General features: G+C 63.7%; 13 protein-coding genes and 1 pseudogene. 8 read left to right on the forward strand and 6 right to left on the reverse strand.

The annotated features are described in order from the left end of the window. Both EOB49_RS37450 and EOB49_RS08095 read right to left on the reverse strand, forming a co-directional pair. Positions 1 to 1797 (reverse strand): helicase-related protein (locus EOB49_RS37450; RefSeq protein WP_281060556.1); only part of this gene is annotated, 1797 nt, incomplete at its 3' end. Between the two features lie 701 nt (positions 1798 to 2498). Next, entirely contained in the window at positions 2499 to 3083 is a 585-nt protein-coding gene (locus EOB49_RS08095; protein WP_127380680.1) for a TetR family transcriptional regulator, read from the reverse strand. Between the two features lie 81 nt (positions 3084 to 3164). Here EOB49_RS08095 and EOB49_RS08100 point away from each other — a divergent pair, with 81 nt between their 5' ends. Continuing rightward, on the forward strand, positions 3165 to 4403 hold the full coding sequence (locus EOB49_RS08100) for an FAD-dependent monooxygenase (protein WP_127380681.1): 1239 nt from the start codon (positions 3165 to 3167) through the stop codon (positions 4401 to 4403). A gap of 108 nt (positions 4404 to 4511) precedes the next feature. On the opposite strand, the gene phbB is transcribed toward EOB49_RS08100, so the two are convergent. Next, complete coding sequence (gene phbB / locus EOB49_RS08105) at positions 4512 to 5237, reverse strand: acetoacetyl-CoA reductase (protein ID WP_127380682.1); 726 nt, start codon at positions 5235 to 5237, stop codon at positions 4512 to 4514. A 127-nt stretch (positions 5238 to 5364) separates the two neighbouring features. Continuing rightward, on the reverse strand, positions 5365 to 6543 hold the full coding sequence (locus EOB49_RS08110; RefSeq protein WP_127380683.1) for an acetyl-CoA C-acetyltransferase: 1179 nt from the start codon (positions 6541 to 6543) through the stop codon (positions 5365 to 5367). A 301-nt stretch (positions 6544 to 6844) separates the two neighbouring features. Here EOB49_RS08110 and phaR point away from each other — a divergent pair, with 301 nt between their 5' ends. Continuing rightward, a complete protein-coding gene (gene phaR / locus EOB49_RS08115) occupies positions 6845 to 7456 on the forward strand; it encodes a polyhydroxyalkanoate synthesis repressor PhaR (RefSeq protein WP_027037157.1) in 612 nt (203 codons plus the stop codon). A gap of 21 nt (positions 7457 to 7477) precedes the next feature. Here the strand turns inward: phaR and EOB49_RS08120 are convergent, their stop codons facing one another. Beyond that, complete coding sequence (locus EOB49_RS08120; protein WP_127380684.1) at positions 7478 to 8617, reverse strand: citrate synthase; 1140 nt, start codon at positions 8615 to 8617, stop codon at positions 7478 to 7480. A 92-nt stretch (positions 8618 to 8709) separates the two neighbouring features. On the opposite strand from EOB49_RS08120, the gene EOB49_RS08125 reads away from it, so the two are divergent. The 3 genes from EOB49_RS08125 (at position 8710) to EOB49_RS08135 (ending at position 11946) form a co-directional block, all read left to right on the forward strand. Beyond that, entirely contained in the window at positions 8710 to 9798 is a 1089-nt protein-coding gene (locus EOB49_RS08125) for a citrate synthase/methylcitrate synthase (protein WP_127380685.1), read from the forward strand. Positions 9799 to 9983: 185 nt separating this feature from the next. Further along, on the forward strand, positions 9984 to 10766 hold the full coding sequence (locus EOB49_RS08130; RefSeq protein WP_127380686.1) for a 3-hydroxybutyrate dehydrogenase: 783 nt from the start codon (positions 9984 to 9986) through the stop codon (positions 10764 to 10766). Between the two features lie 46 nt (positions 10767 to 10812). Further along, a complete protein-coding gene (locus tag EOB49_RS08135; protein WP_127380687.1) occupies positions 10813 to 11946 on the forward strand; it encodes a patatin-like phospholipase family protein in 1134 nt (377 codons plus the stop codon). 33 nt (positions 11947 to 11979) lie between these two features. Here EOB49_RS08135 and EOB49_RS08140 read toward each other — a convergent pair whose 3' ends face one another. Then, positions 11980 to 12576: a TetR/AcrR family transcriptional regulator gene (locus EOB49_RS08140; RefSeq protein ID WP_127380688.1), complete on the reverse strand. Its 597-nt coding sequence runs from the start codon at positions 12574 to 12576 to the stop codon at positions 11980 to 11982. Between the two features lie 122 nt (positions 12577 to 12698). Between EOB49_RS08140 and EOB49_RS08145 the strand changes: the two are divergent. The 3 genes and pseudogenes from EOB49_RS08145 to EOB49_RS08155 all read left to right on the forward strand — a co-directional run bounded on the left by EOB49_RS08145 (position 12699) and on the right by EOB49_RS08155 (position 16039). Next, positions 12699 to 13158, forward strand: a pseudogene (locus tag EOB49_RS08145) ((2Fe-2S)-binding protein). 2 nt (positions 13159 to 13160) lie between these two features. Further along, complete coding sequence (locus EOB49_RS08150; RefSeq protein ID WP_127380689.1) at positions 13161 to 15434, forward strand: xanthine dehydrogenase family protein molybdopterin-binding subunit; 2274 nt, start codon at positions 13161 to 13163, stop codon at positions 15432 to 15434. Continuing rightward, positions 15431 to 16039 (forward strand): hypothetical protein, encoded by a 609-nt coding sequence (locus tag EOB49_RS08155; protein WP_127380690.1) that lies wholly within the window; start codon positions 15431 to 15433, stop codon positions 16037 to 16039. The genes EOB49_RS08150 and EOB49_RS08155 overlap by 4 nt, the downstream gene beginning before the upstream one ends. Positions 16040 to 16078 lie beyond the last annotated feature (39 nt).

Raw genomic sequence — 16078 nt, forward strand, 5'->3', positions numbered from 1 at the left:
GGTCAGTTGTTCGTCGGCCAGCAGCACCAGCCGCGGCTTCAGCGCGTCTTCGCCTGATACAAGCGTGCCGATCGGCGCGCCGATCCAGCGCAGCGTGCCGTCCGAGCCGAGCGCGATGTCGCCATTGGCCGAGGCGCCGAAGCGTTCGGCGCGCGATTCGAACTCGGCGGCCAGCGCCTTCTGGGCAGCGGTGCGCACCGCCTTGGCGTCTTCGCCGCCGGCGGTCTGGTCGGCGGTGAAGCGGAACCCTTGCAACTCGCCGACATGGTGGCCTTCGACAAGGACGGTTCCGGTAGGGCTAATTTCGGCTTCAGGCATGGTATTTTCTCTAAGGCGCCGCATGAGGACGGAAGTCCTGCGGTCTACGAAGCGTTTCGTCAACCGCTCATGCAGCGCATCCGACAATCTGTCTTCGATTTCGCGCGTCTTTTCCTGCCAGTGTGCCTGATCGGCCAGCCAGCTGGGCCGGTTCGACACGAATGTCCAGGTGCGGATCTGGGCTATGCGATGCGACAGCGTGTCAATGTCGCCCTCGGTGGTGTCGGCGCGGCGCACCTGCTCGGCCATGTAATTCTCGTCGACATGGCCGTGGCGTGCGAGGTCCGTGTAGATCGAGGCAATGAGGTCGGCATGCTGCGCCGGCGCGATCCTGCGGTAGTCGGGCAGCGCGCAGGCTTCCCACAGCAGCGCCACGCGCTTGGCATTGGTGGTGAGCGCGCGAATGTCCTCGTCGCGCGACAGATGCTCGAGCGCCTGCGCGTCGACGGCAGGCAATGCCCGCGTCAGTCCCTCGACCGGAGCGTTGGTCTCGATCGAGCGCTTCAGCGCGTCGAGGCTGGCAAAGTCGAAATGCGCGGTGCGCCACTGCAGCACCTTCACCGGATCGAAATCGTGGCCTTCGATCTTCTTGATCAGCTCTTCGTCGAGCGGGTCGACCTGGCCGGTGACACCGAACGTGCCGTCGCGCAGATGCCGGCCGGCGCGGCCGGCGATCTGGCCGAGCTCGGCCGCGGTCAGGTTGCGGTACTGGAAGCCATCGAACTTGCGGTTCTGGGCGAAGGCGACGTGGTCGAGATCGAGATTGAGACCCATGCCGATGGCGTCGGTGGCGATGAGGTAGTCGACATCGCCGGACTGGAACAGCGCCACCTGGGCGTTGCGGGTGCGCGGCGAGAGCGCGCCGAGCACGACGGCGGCACCGCCTTGCTGGCGGCGGATCAACTCGGCGATGGCGTAGACCTCGTCGGCGGAGAAGGCGACGATTGCCGTGCGCCGCGGCAGGCGGGTCAGCTTCTTGGAGCCGGCATAGGCAAGATGCGACAGCCTCGGCCGCGTCACCACCGAGACACCCCTCAGCAGGCGCTGCAGGATACCGTGCATGGTGGCGGCACCCAGCAGCAGCGTCTCCTGGCGGCCGCGCAGGTGCAGGATGCGATCGGTGAAGATGTGGCCGCGCTCGAGGTCACCGGCGAGCTGCACCTCGTCGATGGCGACAAAGGCGGCGTCGGTCTCGCGCGGCATGGCCTCGACGGTGCAGACCGAATATCTGGCGCCCGGCGGCTGGATCTTTTCCTCGCCGGTGATCAGCGCAACCTTGTGGGCGCCGACCTTTTCGCAGACGCGGGCGTAGACCTCGCGCGCCAGAAGTCTGAGCGGCAGGCCGATGATCCCACTCTCATGCGCCACCATGCGCTCGATGGCGAGATGGGTCTTGCCGGTGTTGGTCGGCCCGAGCACGGCGGTCACGTCGCGGCCCGACAGGATCAGCGGCTCTGTGTGTTTGGGCTGGATGTTCATCAACCTAGAATAAGGCTTCTGGGACCTGGAAATAAGGCTTCTGGCCTCTGGTTGTCGGGAGCGTGCCTCAAATGGCGCGTATGACAGGCGACACATAGGGATTTCGGGCGCGAAGCGAAAGCGGAATGTTCCGCCAGCGGCCAGAAGGTGGTTTTGTCAAGCTTCCAATCGGCTGCGGATTAACGGATAGAACGAGTCTGGAACGAATCGGCGACGAATCAGTGACTCCTGCAGATTCAGCTTTTGTTCACGGCTACATGTGGATTTCGCGGCCGCGAGTCGCACCACATGCTGAATCGCTGAACTGGCCCGTTTCATGCTAAGAGGGTGTTGCCGTTAACCTTTGCCTGGTAACAATCACGGTGGCTAGGCGCGCCTCGACCAACATGATGAAATTGTTGATCTTTCTTAACCTGCGTTAAGCAGTTGGGCAGGCGATTCCGGCTGTCGTCGTTAACGTTCGGCTCATAGCCGGAACGAATCGGCGACGAATCAGCGATGGCGTGATTTTCCCGATTTGTTCGCCCCAATATCTTGTGTTGTGAACAGCTTATCCACCGAGAATCCACAGGTTACGAAGCAGCTTTCGCACAGGGCGGCGGGTGGCTGTTAACCTCCGCGTGCCGCTTCGGCACAGATTGGTTGCATGCTTTGGCTAGGTGCAGCCGCTGCATGATGACCGGTCCGGCCGGACCGCTGGTTCAGGCCGTGTCCTCTCCAGTGGCATAGCGTTGCAGCGCAGGGCCGACGTTCCGGATGATCTCGTGGTGTGACAGAGCGACGACGGGCGGTAGCCGCAGCACATATCGGCACATCGCCAAACCCAGCAACTGGCTCGAAATGAGCCCGGCCCTTCGCCCGGCGTCGGCGAGATCGCCGACCGCCGCAACCACCGGCCTCACCTGGTTGGCGAATATCTCGCGCATTTTTTCAGCGGCGAATTCGTTCGACGCCGCGGAACGCAGCAGAATTGCCATGCCGGGTCCGCTGGCCGGGCCTTCCCAGACTTCGAGAAACCGCCTGATCAAAGTTTCGCCGACGGTGGCCGGGTCGATTACCCGAAGTGCCGGCAGTTGCAGGTCGACGAGTGCCGCCCGGGCGAACAATTCGTCCTTGCTGCGGAAATAGCGGATCACCATGGCCGGATCGATCGAGGCGCGGGTCCCGACATCGCGGATCGACGCGCCGTCATAGCCGTGCTCGGCAAACAGATCTCTGGCGGCATCCAGGATTTGCCCTCGGGTGCGATCCGACTTGCTCGGCTTTTTCGAATGATTCGTGCTCATGAAAATCAAATATCAACGGGCGTTGACAAACTCAAGCACCCAAGATAAAAGTCACCAATCGTTGACAAACGGAGAGAGAAAATGCTGCCTGATACCACCGAAGTCCTGGTCATAGGCGCCGGCCCGACCGGCCTGGCGCTGTCCATTGCCCTGCATCAGGCAGGCGTCGATCACGTCGTGGTCGACCGCCTCGCCGAAGGCCTCAACACCTCACGTGCCGGAGTGATCCACGCGCAGACGCTGGAGACACTCGAGCCGCTTGGCGTCACGGGGCGGCTGGTCGAACTCGGCCTGAAGCTTGACAACTTCGCCATACGTGATCGCGACCGGGTCCTAATCAACCTCGATTTCTCGAGCCTGCCCTCGGCGTATCCCTACGTGCTGATGATTCCGCAGAACCTAACCGAGAAGATCCTCACTGAGCGCATCGCCGGGTTGGGCGGTGTCGTCCATCGCGGCGTCGAGGCGAAGGAGGTATTGCAGGGGGTCGATGGCGCACACGTCACGGTCGTCCAGAATGGTCGCGAAAAGACGATCTCGGCGCGTTACGTCGTCGGTGCGGACGGCATGCACAGCGTGGTACGCGAGGCCGCCGGCATAGGCTTCGATGGCGAGGCCTATGCAGGGTCTTTTGTACTCGCCGACGTGCGCCTTGACTGGCCGCTCGGGCCAACGGAGGTGTCGCTGCTGTTCTCCCCGGCCGGACTGGTCGTCGTCGCGCCACTGCCGGACGGATCATATCGCATCGTAGCGACCATGGATGAGGCGCCTGAGCGGCCTGGCATTGCCGACATACAGGCGCTGCTCGACAGTCGCGGCCCGTCGGCCAGCCCGGCGCAGGTGCTCGACCTGACCTGGAGTACACGGTTCCGCGTGCATCACCGCCTTGCCAAGTCCTACCGCCAGGGGCACCTGTTTGTCATGGGCGACGCCGCCCATGTGCACAGCCCAGCCGGCGGCCAAGGCATGAACACCGGCCTGATCGATGCCGTGGTGCTGGGAGAACTGCTCGGCGACGTGATCAACGGTGTCCGCCCGGAAAGCGAACTCGACCTCTACGAGACGCTTCGGCGTCCCGCGGCACAAGAGGTGATCGAACTGGCGGGCAGGCTGACAGGCATGGCGCTTGTCCGCACACCGCTGCGGCGCGTCCTGCGCAATTTCGTGCTCGGCGTCGTCAACATGATGCCGTTCGTCAAGCGCAGGATCTCGATGAAATTGTCAGGTCTCAGCCGGGCCGAAATGGCGACGCTGCTGGCGTCGTCGCAGCCGGGCGTGCGCAAGCAAGCGATGAAACGGGAGCTCAAGCTGGTTGCCTGATCTCGAGGCGCCGGACAACTTCCGGCGCTGTATCGGAGCAGTTGCGTCTAAAGACGAACGTGCCGGCGACACCGCCGGCACCTGCACATTCAAGCCACGTGGTTGTCGTCAGGCGAAGTATTGGCCACCGTTGGCCGTGATGGTCGAGCCGGTGATGAAGCCTGCATCTTCGGATGCGAGGAAGACGACGCAGCGCGCGATTTCTTCCGGTTCGCCGAGGCGGCCGACGGGGATTTGCGGGATGATGCGGTCGTTGAGCACCCTCTCGTCGATCGCCTTGACCATCTCGGTGGCGATGTAGCCAGGGCAGATGACGTTGACGGTGATGCCCGCGCGAGCTCCCTCTTGAGCGAGGGCTTTGCTGAAACCGATGTCGCCAGCCTTGGCGGCGGAATAGTTGACCTGGCCGGCCTGGCCTTTCTGGCCGTTGATCGACGAGATGGTGATGACGCGGCCGAACTTGCGGTCGCGCATGCCGCTCCACAGCGGATGCGTCATGTTGAAGACGCCGGACAGGTTGGTGTCGATGACCTCTTTCCACTGCTCGCGCGTGATCTTGTGGAACATGGCGTCCCGGGTGATGCCGGCGTTGTTGACCAGCACCGAGACCGGGCCGAGATCGGCCTCGACTTGGCGGATGCCTGCGGCGCAGGCATCATAGTCGGCGACCGACCATTTGTAGACGGGAATGCCGGTCTCGGTCTTGAATTTCGCCGCTGCGGCGTCATTGCCGGCATAGTTCGCCGCAACCGAATAGCCGACGGTCTTCAATGCGATCGAGATCGCCGCGCCGATGCCGCGCGATCCGCCTGTGACGATTGCTACCTTGGTCATGCGTGTTCCCTCCCTTTGGTCGGGAGAGCGAATAGGGAGTAGCGAATAGCGAGTAGGGATCTACGTCCCGTCGCGCTGACGCAATTCTTCCCTATTGACTACTCCCTATTCGCTACTCACTTCTTTTTCAGAGTGCTTCGATGCACATGGCGACGCCCATGCCGCCGCCGATGCACAAGGTGGCGAGGCCTTTCTTGGCGCCGCGCCGGCGCATCTCGAAGACCAGTGTGTTGAAGACACGGGCGCCGGAAGCACCGATCGGGTGGCCGATGGCGATGGCGCCGCCATTGACGTTGACGATCGAAGGATCCCAGCCCATGTCCTTGTTGACGGCGCAGGCCTGCGCGGCAAAGGCCTCGTTGGCCTCGACCAGGTCGAGATCGCCGACCGACCAGCCGGCCTTTTCCAAGGCCTTGCGCGATGCTGGGATCGGGCCGGTGCCCATGATCTGCGGATCGACGCCGGCGGTTGCCCAGGACACGATGCGTGCCAGCGGGGTGATGCCGCGCCTCACCGCTTCCGCCTCGCTCATCAGCAGCGCGCCGGCGGCACCGTCATTGATGCCGGAGGCGTTGGCGGCGGTCACCGTGCCGTCCTTGTCGAAGGCCGGCTTCAGCTTGATCATGGCGTCGAGCGTGGCGCCGTGGCGGATGTATTCGTCCTGGTCGACAATGGTGTCGCCCTTCTTGCCCTTGAGTGTGACGGCGACGATCTCGTCCTTGAACTTGCCGGCCTTCTGCGCGGCCTCGGCCTTGTTTTGCGAGGCGAGCGCGAACTGGTCCTGGTCTTCGCGGGTGATCTGGAACTGACGCGCGACGTTTTCGGCGGTGTTGCCCATGTGATAGCCGTTGAAGGCGTCCCACAGCCCGTCCTTGATCATGGTGTCGATCAGCTTGAAGTCGCCCATCTTGACGCCGGCGCGCAGGTGCTGGGCATGCGTCGAAAGCGACATCGATTCCTGGCCGCCGGCGATGATCACCTTGGCGTCGCCGATGGCGATCTGCTGCATGCCGAGCGCAATGGCACGAAGGCCCGAGCCGCAAACCTGATTGAGGCCCCAGGCTGTGGTTTCCTTGGGCAGGCCGGCATTGATCGATGCCTGGCGGGCCGGGTTCTGGCCTTGCGCGGCGGTCAGCACCTGGCCGAGGATGACCTCGTCGACCTCGCCTGGTTCGACACCGGCACGCGACAGCAATTCCCTGATGACGACGGCGCCGAGTTCATGCGCAGGGGTGGCGGCGAAGGCGCCGTTGAAGGAGCCGACCGGCGTGCGCGCCGCACTGGCAATGACGATGGAAGCGGACATTTTCTTCTCCAGACTTCAAGGGTGTTGCTCTGTCGTTGGGGACTTTTCTTGCCCTTTCCCAACCCCAAGTCAAACCGGAAATGGGCATGGCGCCCATGCGCCGCAAGCAGGCCGTGCCTTGCCAGGGCGACCATTCGTCCATTGCTGCGCAGCATATTTTGCCTGCTATGCAGCATTTAGGGATCCCGCACTGCACAAACTGCTTGGAATTGTGAAGCTTTTGCGCATATCCTCAAAAAAAAGGCACAATCGTTATCGGCGGCTTGCTCAGAGGCGCGCCGGTGTCCCCGGGAGGATGTAGATGGCCGCTAAAGACGATCCGATCATCATCAAGAAATACGCCAATCGCCGCCTCTACAACACCGGCACCAGCACCTATGTGACGCTCGAGGACCTCGCCGAGATGGTCAAGAAGGGCGAGGAGTTTACCGTCCAGGACGCCAAGACCGGCGACGACATCACGCATCCGGTGCTGACACAGATCATCTTCGAACTGGAGAACAAGGACGGGCAAAACATGCTGCCGATCCCGTTCCTGCGCCAGCTGATCGCCTATTATGGCGACCAGATGCAGATGATCGTGCCGAGCTTCCTCGAACAGTCGATGCTTGCCTTTTCCAAGGAGCAGGAGCGCTTTCGCGAGCAGATGAAGGGGGCGATCGGCAAGTCGCCGCTCGACATGATGAAGATCACCACGCCGATCAAGGCGCTGGAGGAACAGACACGCCGCAACATGGAAATGTTCCAGAATGCGATGCGGCTGTTCACGCCGTTCCCGCCCGCCGGCACCGCGCCAGCCGCCGCGCCATCGCCCGAGCCGGCCAGGAAGGAAACGTCAGAAAAACCCGACGATCTTCAGGAACTGAAGGACCAGATCGCGGCCATGCAGCGCAAGCTCGACACGATGTCCTGAGCGCTTGGCGCTCTTGCAACCCTACACCAGCACGCCCTCATAGCGGCCGCGCGGCCTGATGACACTTCTGCTTGTTATCTGTTCGACCGTGTGCTCGGCCCAGCCGACGCTGCGTGCGAGCGCAAACAGGCGAAACGGCGCATCGCGCGGCAAGCCAAGGCTGCGCGTCAGCGCTGCCAGCCCAAAGTCGATGTTGGGAAGCGCGCCGGTCGCCGCAAGGGCAGCATCGCGCAGCGACGATAGTGTGCCGTCAACCTCGATCACCGACAGAAGCGCCGCCCCTCGGGGATCGCCGTCAGGATAGAGCTGATGACCGAACCCCGGCAATGGCCGGTCGTGGCTGAGCCAGCGCCGGATCGTCGCATCGGCGCCATGTCGGGCCGCATCGTCGGCCACTTGCATCACCGCCTCGCCGGCGCCGCCATGGCGAGGACCGGACAGCGTCGCGAGCCCGGCCAGCAGGCAAGCGGCCAGCGGCGCGCCGGTCGAGGCTGCGACGCGCGCGGCGAAGGTCGACGCATTCAGTTCATGATCGGCAAGCAGGACAAGCGCGCGGCGGATCGCGTTGGCGCCGCCGGCGTCCACCGACCAGGCCTGCGCCAGCCGCTGATGGACGGGATCTGGTCCTGCCGGTGCGCCCAGCGCGGCGGCCAGCACGCCGACAGCGTGCGCGGCATCGGCATGCAGCGAGGCCCGGTTACGCCCAAGCGACGGGCGCCCTTGGCCGGCTAGCACGGCAAGTTGCGCAAAAGCCGAGGCCCGGCCGGCTTGATGGGGCGCATCCGGCGACGGTGCTTCGAAAGCCACCGGTTCCGGCAGAGCCCAGAGAATGGCGGCGGCTTCTTCCAGTGTGGCGTGCCCGGAGAGCACTGCGGCGTCCTGCCCGCGATAGATGAGCCGACCGTGCGAGACGGTCGAGATCGCCGTTGCGATCGAGGGTTCGCCCCAGGCAATGGCGCTTTCTGCGATGACTGATGGGCTCCGTCCGCGCGCCCGGCGGGTCGCCAGTGCGGCGATATCGTCGGCGCGGTACTGGCTGCGGCGCGGATCGGCGCGGTCGGGCCGCATGCCGATGCGCCCACGGCTGACATAGGCGTACAGCGTCTGCGCCCGCACCTTGAGGCGCTCAAGCGCCTCTTCCCGGGACAACCACTCGGACATATCGAGCCCTGATATTGATTCTATTGATCAAGATTGATGGAAACGTTGCCCATCTCTATCTCCGATCCGGAAATGCTTCAAGGAGACAGGCTATGGCGAATGGGCTCGATGACGTGGTGGCGGCGGAAACCGTGCTTTCCGATGTGGATGGTCTTGGTGGCCGTCTGACGATCCGAGGTCATTCGCTGCCGGAGCTGGCCGGCCGCTTGAACTATGCCCAGGTGATGCGGTTGCTGCTCGACGGCTTCTTCGACGACCTTCCCGATGAGGCGCAACTGACGCGGGCACTGGGCCAGGCACGCGCTGAGGTGTTCGAACGGCTCTTGCCCTCGCTGCCCCTGCTGGCGTCGCTCGATGTTTACAGCGCCATGCGCGCCGGCATGGCGCTGCTGCCGGACGGCGAGACCTTGACCGATGCCTTGCTGCTCATCGCAGCGCCCGCCGTGCTGACGCCGGCCCTGCTGCGCCTGCAGCGCGGCGAGCAGCCGATCGCGCCGGACAGCCGCGCCGATGAGGCCGCCGACATGCTGAGGATGCTGAGCGGCAGCGTCGCCTCGACGGCGCTGGCGAAGGCGCTCGATACCTATCTCGTGACCGTCTGCGATCATGGCCTCAATGCGTCGACCTTTGCGACGCGCGTGGTGGCCTCGACGCAGGCCGGCCTGACATCCTCCGTGCTGGCCGGGCTCGGCGCGCTAAAGGGGCCGCTGCATGGCGGGGCGCCCGGTCCGGTGATCGAGATGCTGGATGCGATCCAGGCGCATGGCGATGCCGCCGGCTGGCTTCGCGACGAGATCTCGCACGGCAGGCGCATCATGGGTTTCGGGCACCGCATCTACCGTGTGCGCGATCCGCGCGCCGACGTGCTGAAGGCCGTCGTGCGGCAACTCGGCGGCGAGGGCGAAACCGGCCGCCGGCTGGCATTCGCGGAGACAGTGGAACAGGCAGCGCTCGACGTGCTGCGGATCGCCAAGCCGTCGCGCTCGCTGCAGACCAATGTAGAGTTCTTCACCGCGCTGCTGTTGGAGGCGGCGGGCTTTCCGCCACAAGCTTTCAGCAATGTCTTTGCCGCCGGGCGCGTCGCCGGCTGGATCGCGCATGCGCGCGAACAGCAGACGACCGGGCGGCTGATCCGCCCGCAGTCGCGCTATGTCGGGCCGGTGCCGGAGCTGGCTGCCTGAGGCTTATGGCGCCTGGCGAGCGACCGGCGATCCAAACGATATCCTCCTGGTGAGCGGCCGTGTGGCCGCTCATGACGAAAATTTCATCTCCTCAAAAATTCTGGCCGCTGTTATTGCGTCGCATTGAGCATATATGCTGCAGTGCAACATAAGCTCGCTCTTGCCGCAACCAGAGGACTCCGCCCTTGGCCGCTAGAAAAACCGCAGTCATCACCGGCTCCACATCGGGCATTGGGCTGGCCATCGCCCAGGCCTTGGCGGCCGAAGGCCATAATGTCGTCGTCAACTCTTTCTCCGACACGACCGCCGACCACGCCATCACTGATGCGATCGCCAAACAGCACGGGGTGAAAACCGCCTACATCAAGGCGGACATGTCGAAACCGGCGGAATGCCGGGCGCTTGTCGCCAAGGCGGCTGAGACATTCGGATCGGTCGATATCCTCGTCAACAATGCCGGCATCCAGCATGTCGCGCCGGTTGAGGACTTTCCGATCGAGAAATGGGACGCCATCATCGCCATCAATCTGTCGTCGGCGTTCCACACCATTGCAGCCGCGATCCCGCTGATGAAGGAGGCCGGCGGTGGCCGGATCGTCAACATCGCCTCGGCGCACGGCCTAGTCGCGTCGCCGTTCAAATCGGCCTATGTCTCGGCGAAGCACGGCATCATGGGCTTGACCAAAACGGTCGCACTCGAACTGGCGCGTGAAAAAATCACCTGCAACGCCATCTGCCCCGGATATGTGCTGACGCCGCTGGTCGAGGCGCAGATCCCCGACCAGATGAAAGCCCATCAGATGGATCGCGAGACCGTCATCCGTGAGGTCATGCTGGACAAGCAGCCGACCAAGGAATTCGTCACGGTGGAGCAGATCGCGGCAGCGGCGGTGTTCCTGTGCTCGGACGCGGCAGCGCAGATCAACGGCACGCATCTCTCGGTCGATGGCGGCTGGACCGCCGCGTGAGGCGCAAAATCTTCTCATCTATCCAAAACGAACCAAGGACGACGCCATGACCAAAAACGGCAAGGCGGAGGAGACAAAGAAGAAGATCAACATCGCGCTTCAGGGCGGCGGCTCGCACGGGGCCTTTTCCTGGGGTGTGCTCGACCGCCTGCTGGAGGACGGACGGCTGGAAATATCAGCAGTGTCCGGCACCAGCGCCGGCGCCATGAACGCAGTGGCGCTGGCCGACGGATATGTGCGCGGAGGTGTCGAGGGAGCGCGGCAGAAACTTGACGATTTCTGGCGCGCGGTGGCGGCCAAGGGCCGGTTCAGCCCGGTACACCGCATGCCGTGGGATGTCGCCTGGGGCAACTGGTCGATCGAGAATACGCCTGGCTATGTCATCTTCGACACCATGTCGCGGGTGTTCTCGCCCTATGTCGCCAATCCGCTCGGCTTCAACCCGCTGCGCGACGTGGTTCAGCAGGAGATCGATTTCGACAATGTCCGCGCCTGCAAGTCGATGGAACTGTTCATCTCGGCGACCAATGTCGAGACCGGACAGTTGCGCGTCTTTTCCCATGGCGAGATCGACCTCGACACGGTGATGGCCTCGGCCTGCCTGCCGCAACTGTTCCGTGCTGTCGAGATCAAGGGGGTGCCCTATTGGGATGGCGGCTATGGCGGCAACCCGGCGCTTTATCCGTTCTTCAAGACGGCTGCGACCGAGGACGTGCTTCTGGTGCAGATCAATCCGGTGGTGCGGGAGGGAACACCAAGAAGCGCCAACGAGATCCAGAACCGCATCGACGAGATCGCCTTCAACGCCGGGTTGCTGCGCGAATTCCGCTCGATCGCCTTCGTCAAGGAACTGATCGCCGCCGGCCGTCTGCCGCATGGCGAGTATCGCGACATCCGCATGCACCGCATCGATGCCGACGAGGCGTTCAAGGACCTGTCGGCGTCCTCGAAGGTCAACGCCGAATGGGCGTTTCTGACCTACCTGCGTGATCTCGGCCGCACCGCCGCCAGCGACTGGCTGGAAGAGAATTACGAGGCCGTCGGCAAGCGACCGACGCTCGATCTCTCCGGCGAACTCGATGACGGCTTCAAGCCGGTGCGCGGTCCGGCACCTGGCCGGCGGGTCAAGGAATTTCTTGCGGCGCGCAAGAACCCGGAGGCAGAGCGCCGGCGCGCCTGAGCGACCAATCAATGTGCATCGATTGGTCCGCAATCATGCCTTCAAGGTCAGGTCGATCACCCTGATCAGGGCAGCGGCCGCCTGCCGCTGTCCCTCCGGATCTCTGATCCGCGCCTTCATGCCTTCCAGCCCGTCGAGCAGCATGTCGGCAAGCAGTTGCGCCGACAGGCCTCTGGCCGCCAGGTCGACGCCGTTCCTGGCTGCCTCGTGCTCGATCGCAGCGCCGATGTGTTGGCCAAGCCCGCCGCGCCAGCAGCCTACCAGATCGCCAAGGCTCGATTTCATGTCCAGCAATTCGGCGCCGTGCGGCGAAGCAACGACCGCGCCCATCATCGAGATGAATGCCTCGTCGATGGCCCGCATCATGCGCTCGGTGAAAGGGCCATCGCCGGATAGGGCAATCTTTGCCGCCTCGACCGAGCGTGACAGGATCATCATGGCGATGGCGCGGAAAATGTCGGTCTTGTTCTTGAACAGGAGATAGAGCGCCGGGCGCGACATGTCTGCGGCGCGGGCGATATCGTCCATGGTGGTGCGCGAGAAACCATAGGCCAAAAATACCTTCATCGCGCCATCCAGGATACGGACGCGTTTGGGGTCTGTGGCGGTGATGTCTTCGATCTGGTTCATGGAGCAATTCTATCCTGCAAAATCCTATTTGACAAAATGACGAAATTTGTCAATCTGTATCGGAGCGAAACGTTCGAGAGGACGCTTCGCCTTGGCAGTGGACGACAACAAAGGGTATCCCCATGCGCCTTACCGTCGACGGTCAGTCTTTCGATATCGATGCCGATCCTGAAATGCCGCTGCTGTGGGCGCTTCGCGATCTCATTGGCAAGACAGGGCCAAAATTCGGCTGCGGCATCGCAGCCTGCGGCGCCTGCACAGTTCACGTTGACGGTCAGCCGGTGCGTTCCTGCTCACTCCCGGTTGGGCAGGTCAGCGGCGCTATCACGACCATTGAAGGCATCGGCACCGCGGGGACTGCATCCGGTGCAGCAGGCATGGCTGGAGGAACAGGTCGCGCAATGCGGCTACTGCCAGGCCGGCCAGATCATGAGCGCGGTGGCGCTGCTCGATGAAGTCGCCGACCCAAGCGATGCCGACATCGACAACGCCATGGGCGGCAATCTCTGCCGCTGCGGCACCTATCCCAAAATCCGCTCTGCCATCAAGAAGGCCGCGGCACTCAAGACGGCGGGGCTCTGACCATGGCCAGTGTCGGAAAGCTCGCCCGCCGCACGTTTCTGATCGGCGCTGCCGTTGTCGCGGGCGGCGTTGCCGTCGGCTATTATTACTATCGCAAGCCCTTTCCGAACCCGCTCGAGGCCGAACTCGGCAAGGGCGAGGCGACGTTCAACCCCTATGTGAAGATCGGCGCCGACAACACCATCACCATCGTCGCGCCGCGCGCCGAGATGGGGCAAGGCATCTCGACGACGCTGGCGGCCATGGTCGCAGAGGAACTCGACGTCGGGCTCGACCGGGTTAAGGTCGAGCATGGACCAGCATCCCATGCCTACTACAACGCCGCGATCCTTCAAGAGGGCGGTCCGTTCGCCTTCTTCGACGAGAGCATGACGGCGCAAGCGGTGCGCTCGGGTCTCGGCGTGGTTGGCAAGTTCCTTGCCCTGCAGGGCACCGGTGGTTCGGCTTCGACACGCGATGGTTTTGACAAGATGCGGCAAGCGGGTGCAGTCGCCCGACAGATGCTGATCGCGGCTGCGGCGCAAGAACTGGGTGTCGCCGCCGCCGATCTGAAAACGGCCGACGGTTCGATCCTGCACAAGGCGTCGGGCAAGTCGCTGACCTATGGCGCGGTCGCCGCGGCTGCCGCCGCGATGGCGCCGCCGGACGAAGTCAGGCTCAAGGACAAAGCCGACTGGAAGCTGCTGGGAAAGCCGCAAAAGCGCATCGACATGCTGGCCAAGGTCACCGGGGCGCCTATCTTCGGCATCGATGTCAGGCTGCCGGACATGCTCTACGGCACGGTCAAGATGAGCCCGCGCTTCTGGGCCAAGCCGGTCAAGGCGGACCTTTCCAGGGCCGAAAAAATGCCCGGCGTGATCAAGATCGTGCCGCTTGAGACGAATTATGGCCATGGCTTCGGCATCATCGCCGACAACACATGGGCGGCATTCAAGGCGGCCGAGGCGATCGACGCCCAGTGGTTCGATCCCGAATACCCGCTCGGCAGCGCTGCCATTTCAGATGTGCTGAAGCAGGCGCTTGCCACCAAGGGGTCGGTGATGCGCGACAATGGCGACGTCGATACCGCTTTTGCCGACGCGCCGCGCGAAAGGATCGTCGAGGCAGACTATGCCGTGCCCTATCTGGCGCATGCGACGATGGAGCCGATGAACGCCACGGCGCAGCTCAGGGACGGCGCGCTAGACATCTGGTGCGGGAACCAGGCGCCGACCCTGGTGCGGCAGCTTTGCGCCAACGCGGTCGGCATCGGGCAGGACAAGATCAATGTGCACACCACCTTCATGGGCGGCGGTTTCGGCCGGCGCGTCGAGGTGGATTACGCACTGTGCGCTGCGCTGATGGCGAAGGAGACGGGCGGGCGTCCGGTCAAGGTGACCTGGACGCGTGAAGAAGACATGCGCCACGACGCCTACCGGCCAGCCGCAATAGGCAAGTTCCAGGCGCGGCTCGGCGACGATGGCATGCCAGTGGCCGTCGACATGAAGATGGCCTCGCCATCGGTGATTGCCGGTATGCTGCGCCGGCTGTTCCCCTCGATATCGCCGCTCGGTCCCGACAAGACCATCGTCGATGGCGCCTACGACCAACCCTACTCCATCCCGAATTACCGGGTCACTGGTGTCGCGGCGCCGGTCTCCATCCCTGTCGGCTCCTGGCGCTCGGTCGGCAGCTCGGTCAACGGCTTCTTCCACGAGGGTTTTATGGACGAGATCGCCATTGCCGGAAAAATCGATCAGGTCGAGATGCGCAAGAGACTGATGGCCGCTTATCCCTCGGCGGTGAAGGTGGTGGAGAAAGTCGCCGCGATGGCGAAATGGGGCGAGGCGCTGCCCGCCGGCAAGGCCAGGGGCATGGCCTTCACGCTGTCCTTCGGCAGCTGGGTCGGCGAGATCGTCCAGGTGGCGGACACGCCGGCCGGCATCCGCATCGAGAAGGTGTGGATCGCCGCCGATGTCGGCACCGCGCTCGACCCCGGCATCATCGAGGCGCAGTTGATCTCGGCGGCCATCTACGGTCTTTCGGCGGCGATGGGGCAGGAAATCACCTTCGCCGACGGCATGGTCGAACAGTCGAACTTCCACGATTTCGACGCCATGCGGATCTTCCAGTGCCCGGTATTCGAAGTTGCCATCCTGGAAAACTTCCACAGGATGGGCGGCGTCGGCGAGGTCGGCACACCGCCGGCGGCTCCGGCGCTCGCCAACGCCATCTTCGCGCTCACCGGAAAGCGCATCCGCACGCTGCCGCTGTCGAAAGCGGTAGCCTTCGCATGAAGAAGCTCGTCATCATGCTGACGCCTGCTGCCATGCTTGTGCTCGCAGCACCGTTTGCGATCGCGCAAGAGAGCCAGACGCCGGCGCCGGTGGCAGTCGACACAGCAAAAGCCCTGTCCGAATGGGACAAGGTCTATGCGGTGTTCTCGCATCCGCGCTGCGCTGACTGTCATGTCGCGGACGAGCGACCGCGCTGGTCGGGTGCGCATTACGGCGGCACGCGCGTGCACGCCTTCAATGTCCAGCGCGGTGCTGACGGGTCGGGCTTCGGCAGTCCGGGCCTGCGTTGCATGACTTGCCATTTCTCCAGCAATTCCAGGGCATTGCACGGGCCGCCCGGGGCCGAGAACTGGCATCTGGCGCCAGCCGAGATGGCCTGGTTCGGCAAGTCCTCGGCCGAAATCTGCGCCCAGATCAAGGATCCCTTGCGCAATGGCAACCGCAGCTTGAAGGACATCGCGGTGCATGTTCGCGACGACAGACTGGTCGCCTGGGGCTGGGCGCCGGGATCGGGTCGTGAACCGGCTCCGGGCTCCGCCGAAGCGACCTATCAAGCGATCGAAAACTGGGCGGCGGCGGGCGCATCTTGCCCGGTGGCGCAATGATCTTGCAACTTTCAGACTATATTGCGGTGCAACTTTGAT

Source organism: Mesorhizobium sp. M7A.F.Ca.MR.148.00.0.0 (genome assembly GCF_003997735.1).
GTDB lineage: Bacteria > Pseudomonadota > Alphaproteobacteria > Rhizobiales > Rhizobiaceae > Mesorhizobium.

Bases quoted from the DNA above. Each gene is read 5' to 3' on its own strand.
- EOB49_RS08095 (WP_127380680.1), bottom strand. From the start codon at position 3,083: ATGAGCACGAATCATTCGAAAAAGCCGAGCAAGTCGGATCGCACCCGA.
- EOB49_RS08100 (WP_127380681.1), top strand. From the start codon at position 3,165: ATGCTGCCTGATACCACCGAAGTCCTGGTCATAGGCGCCGGCCCGACC.
- phbB (WP_127380682.1), bottom strand. From the start codon at position 5,237: ATGACCAAGGTAGCAATCGTCACAGGCGGATCGCGCGGCATCGGCGCG.
- EOB49_RS08110 (WP_127380683.1), bottom strand. From the start codon at position 6,543: ATGTCCGCTTCCATCGTCATTGCCAGTGCGGCGCGCACGCCGGTCGGC.
- phaR (WP_027037157.1), top strand. From the start codon at position 6,845: ATGGCCGCTAAAGACGATCCGATCATCATCAAGAAATACGCCAATCGC.
- EOB49_RS08120 (WP_127380684.1), bottom strand. From the start codon at position 8,617: ATGTCCGAGTGGTTGTCCCGGGAAGAGGCGCTTGAGCGCCTCAAGGTG.
- EOB49_RS08125 (WP_127380685.1), top strand. From the start codon at position 8,710: ATGGCGAATGGGCTCGATGACGTGGTGGCGGCGGAAACCGTGCTTTCC.
- EOB49_RS08135 (WP_127380687.1), top strand. From the start codon at position 10,813: ATGACCAAAAACGGCAAGGCGGAGGAGACAAAGAAGAAGATCAACATC.
- EOB49_RS08140 (WP_127380688.1), bottom strand. From the start codon at position 12,576: ATGAACCAGATCGAAGACATCACCGCCACAGACCCCAAACGCGTCCGT.
- EOB49_RS08150 (WP_127380689.1), top strand. From the start codon at position 13,161: ATGGCCAGTGTCGGAAAGCTCGCCCGCCGCACGTTTCTGATCGGCGCT.
- EOB49_RS08155 (WP_127380690.1), top strand. From the start codon at position 15,431: ATGAAGAAGCTCGTCATCATGCTGACGCCTGCTGCCATGCTTGTGCTC.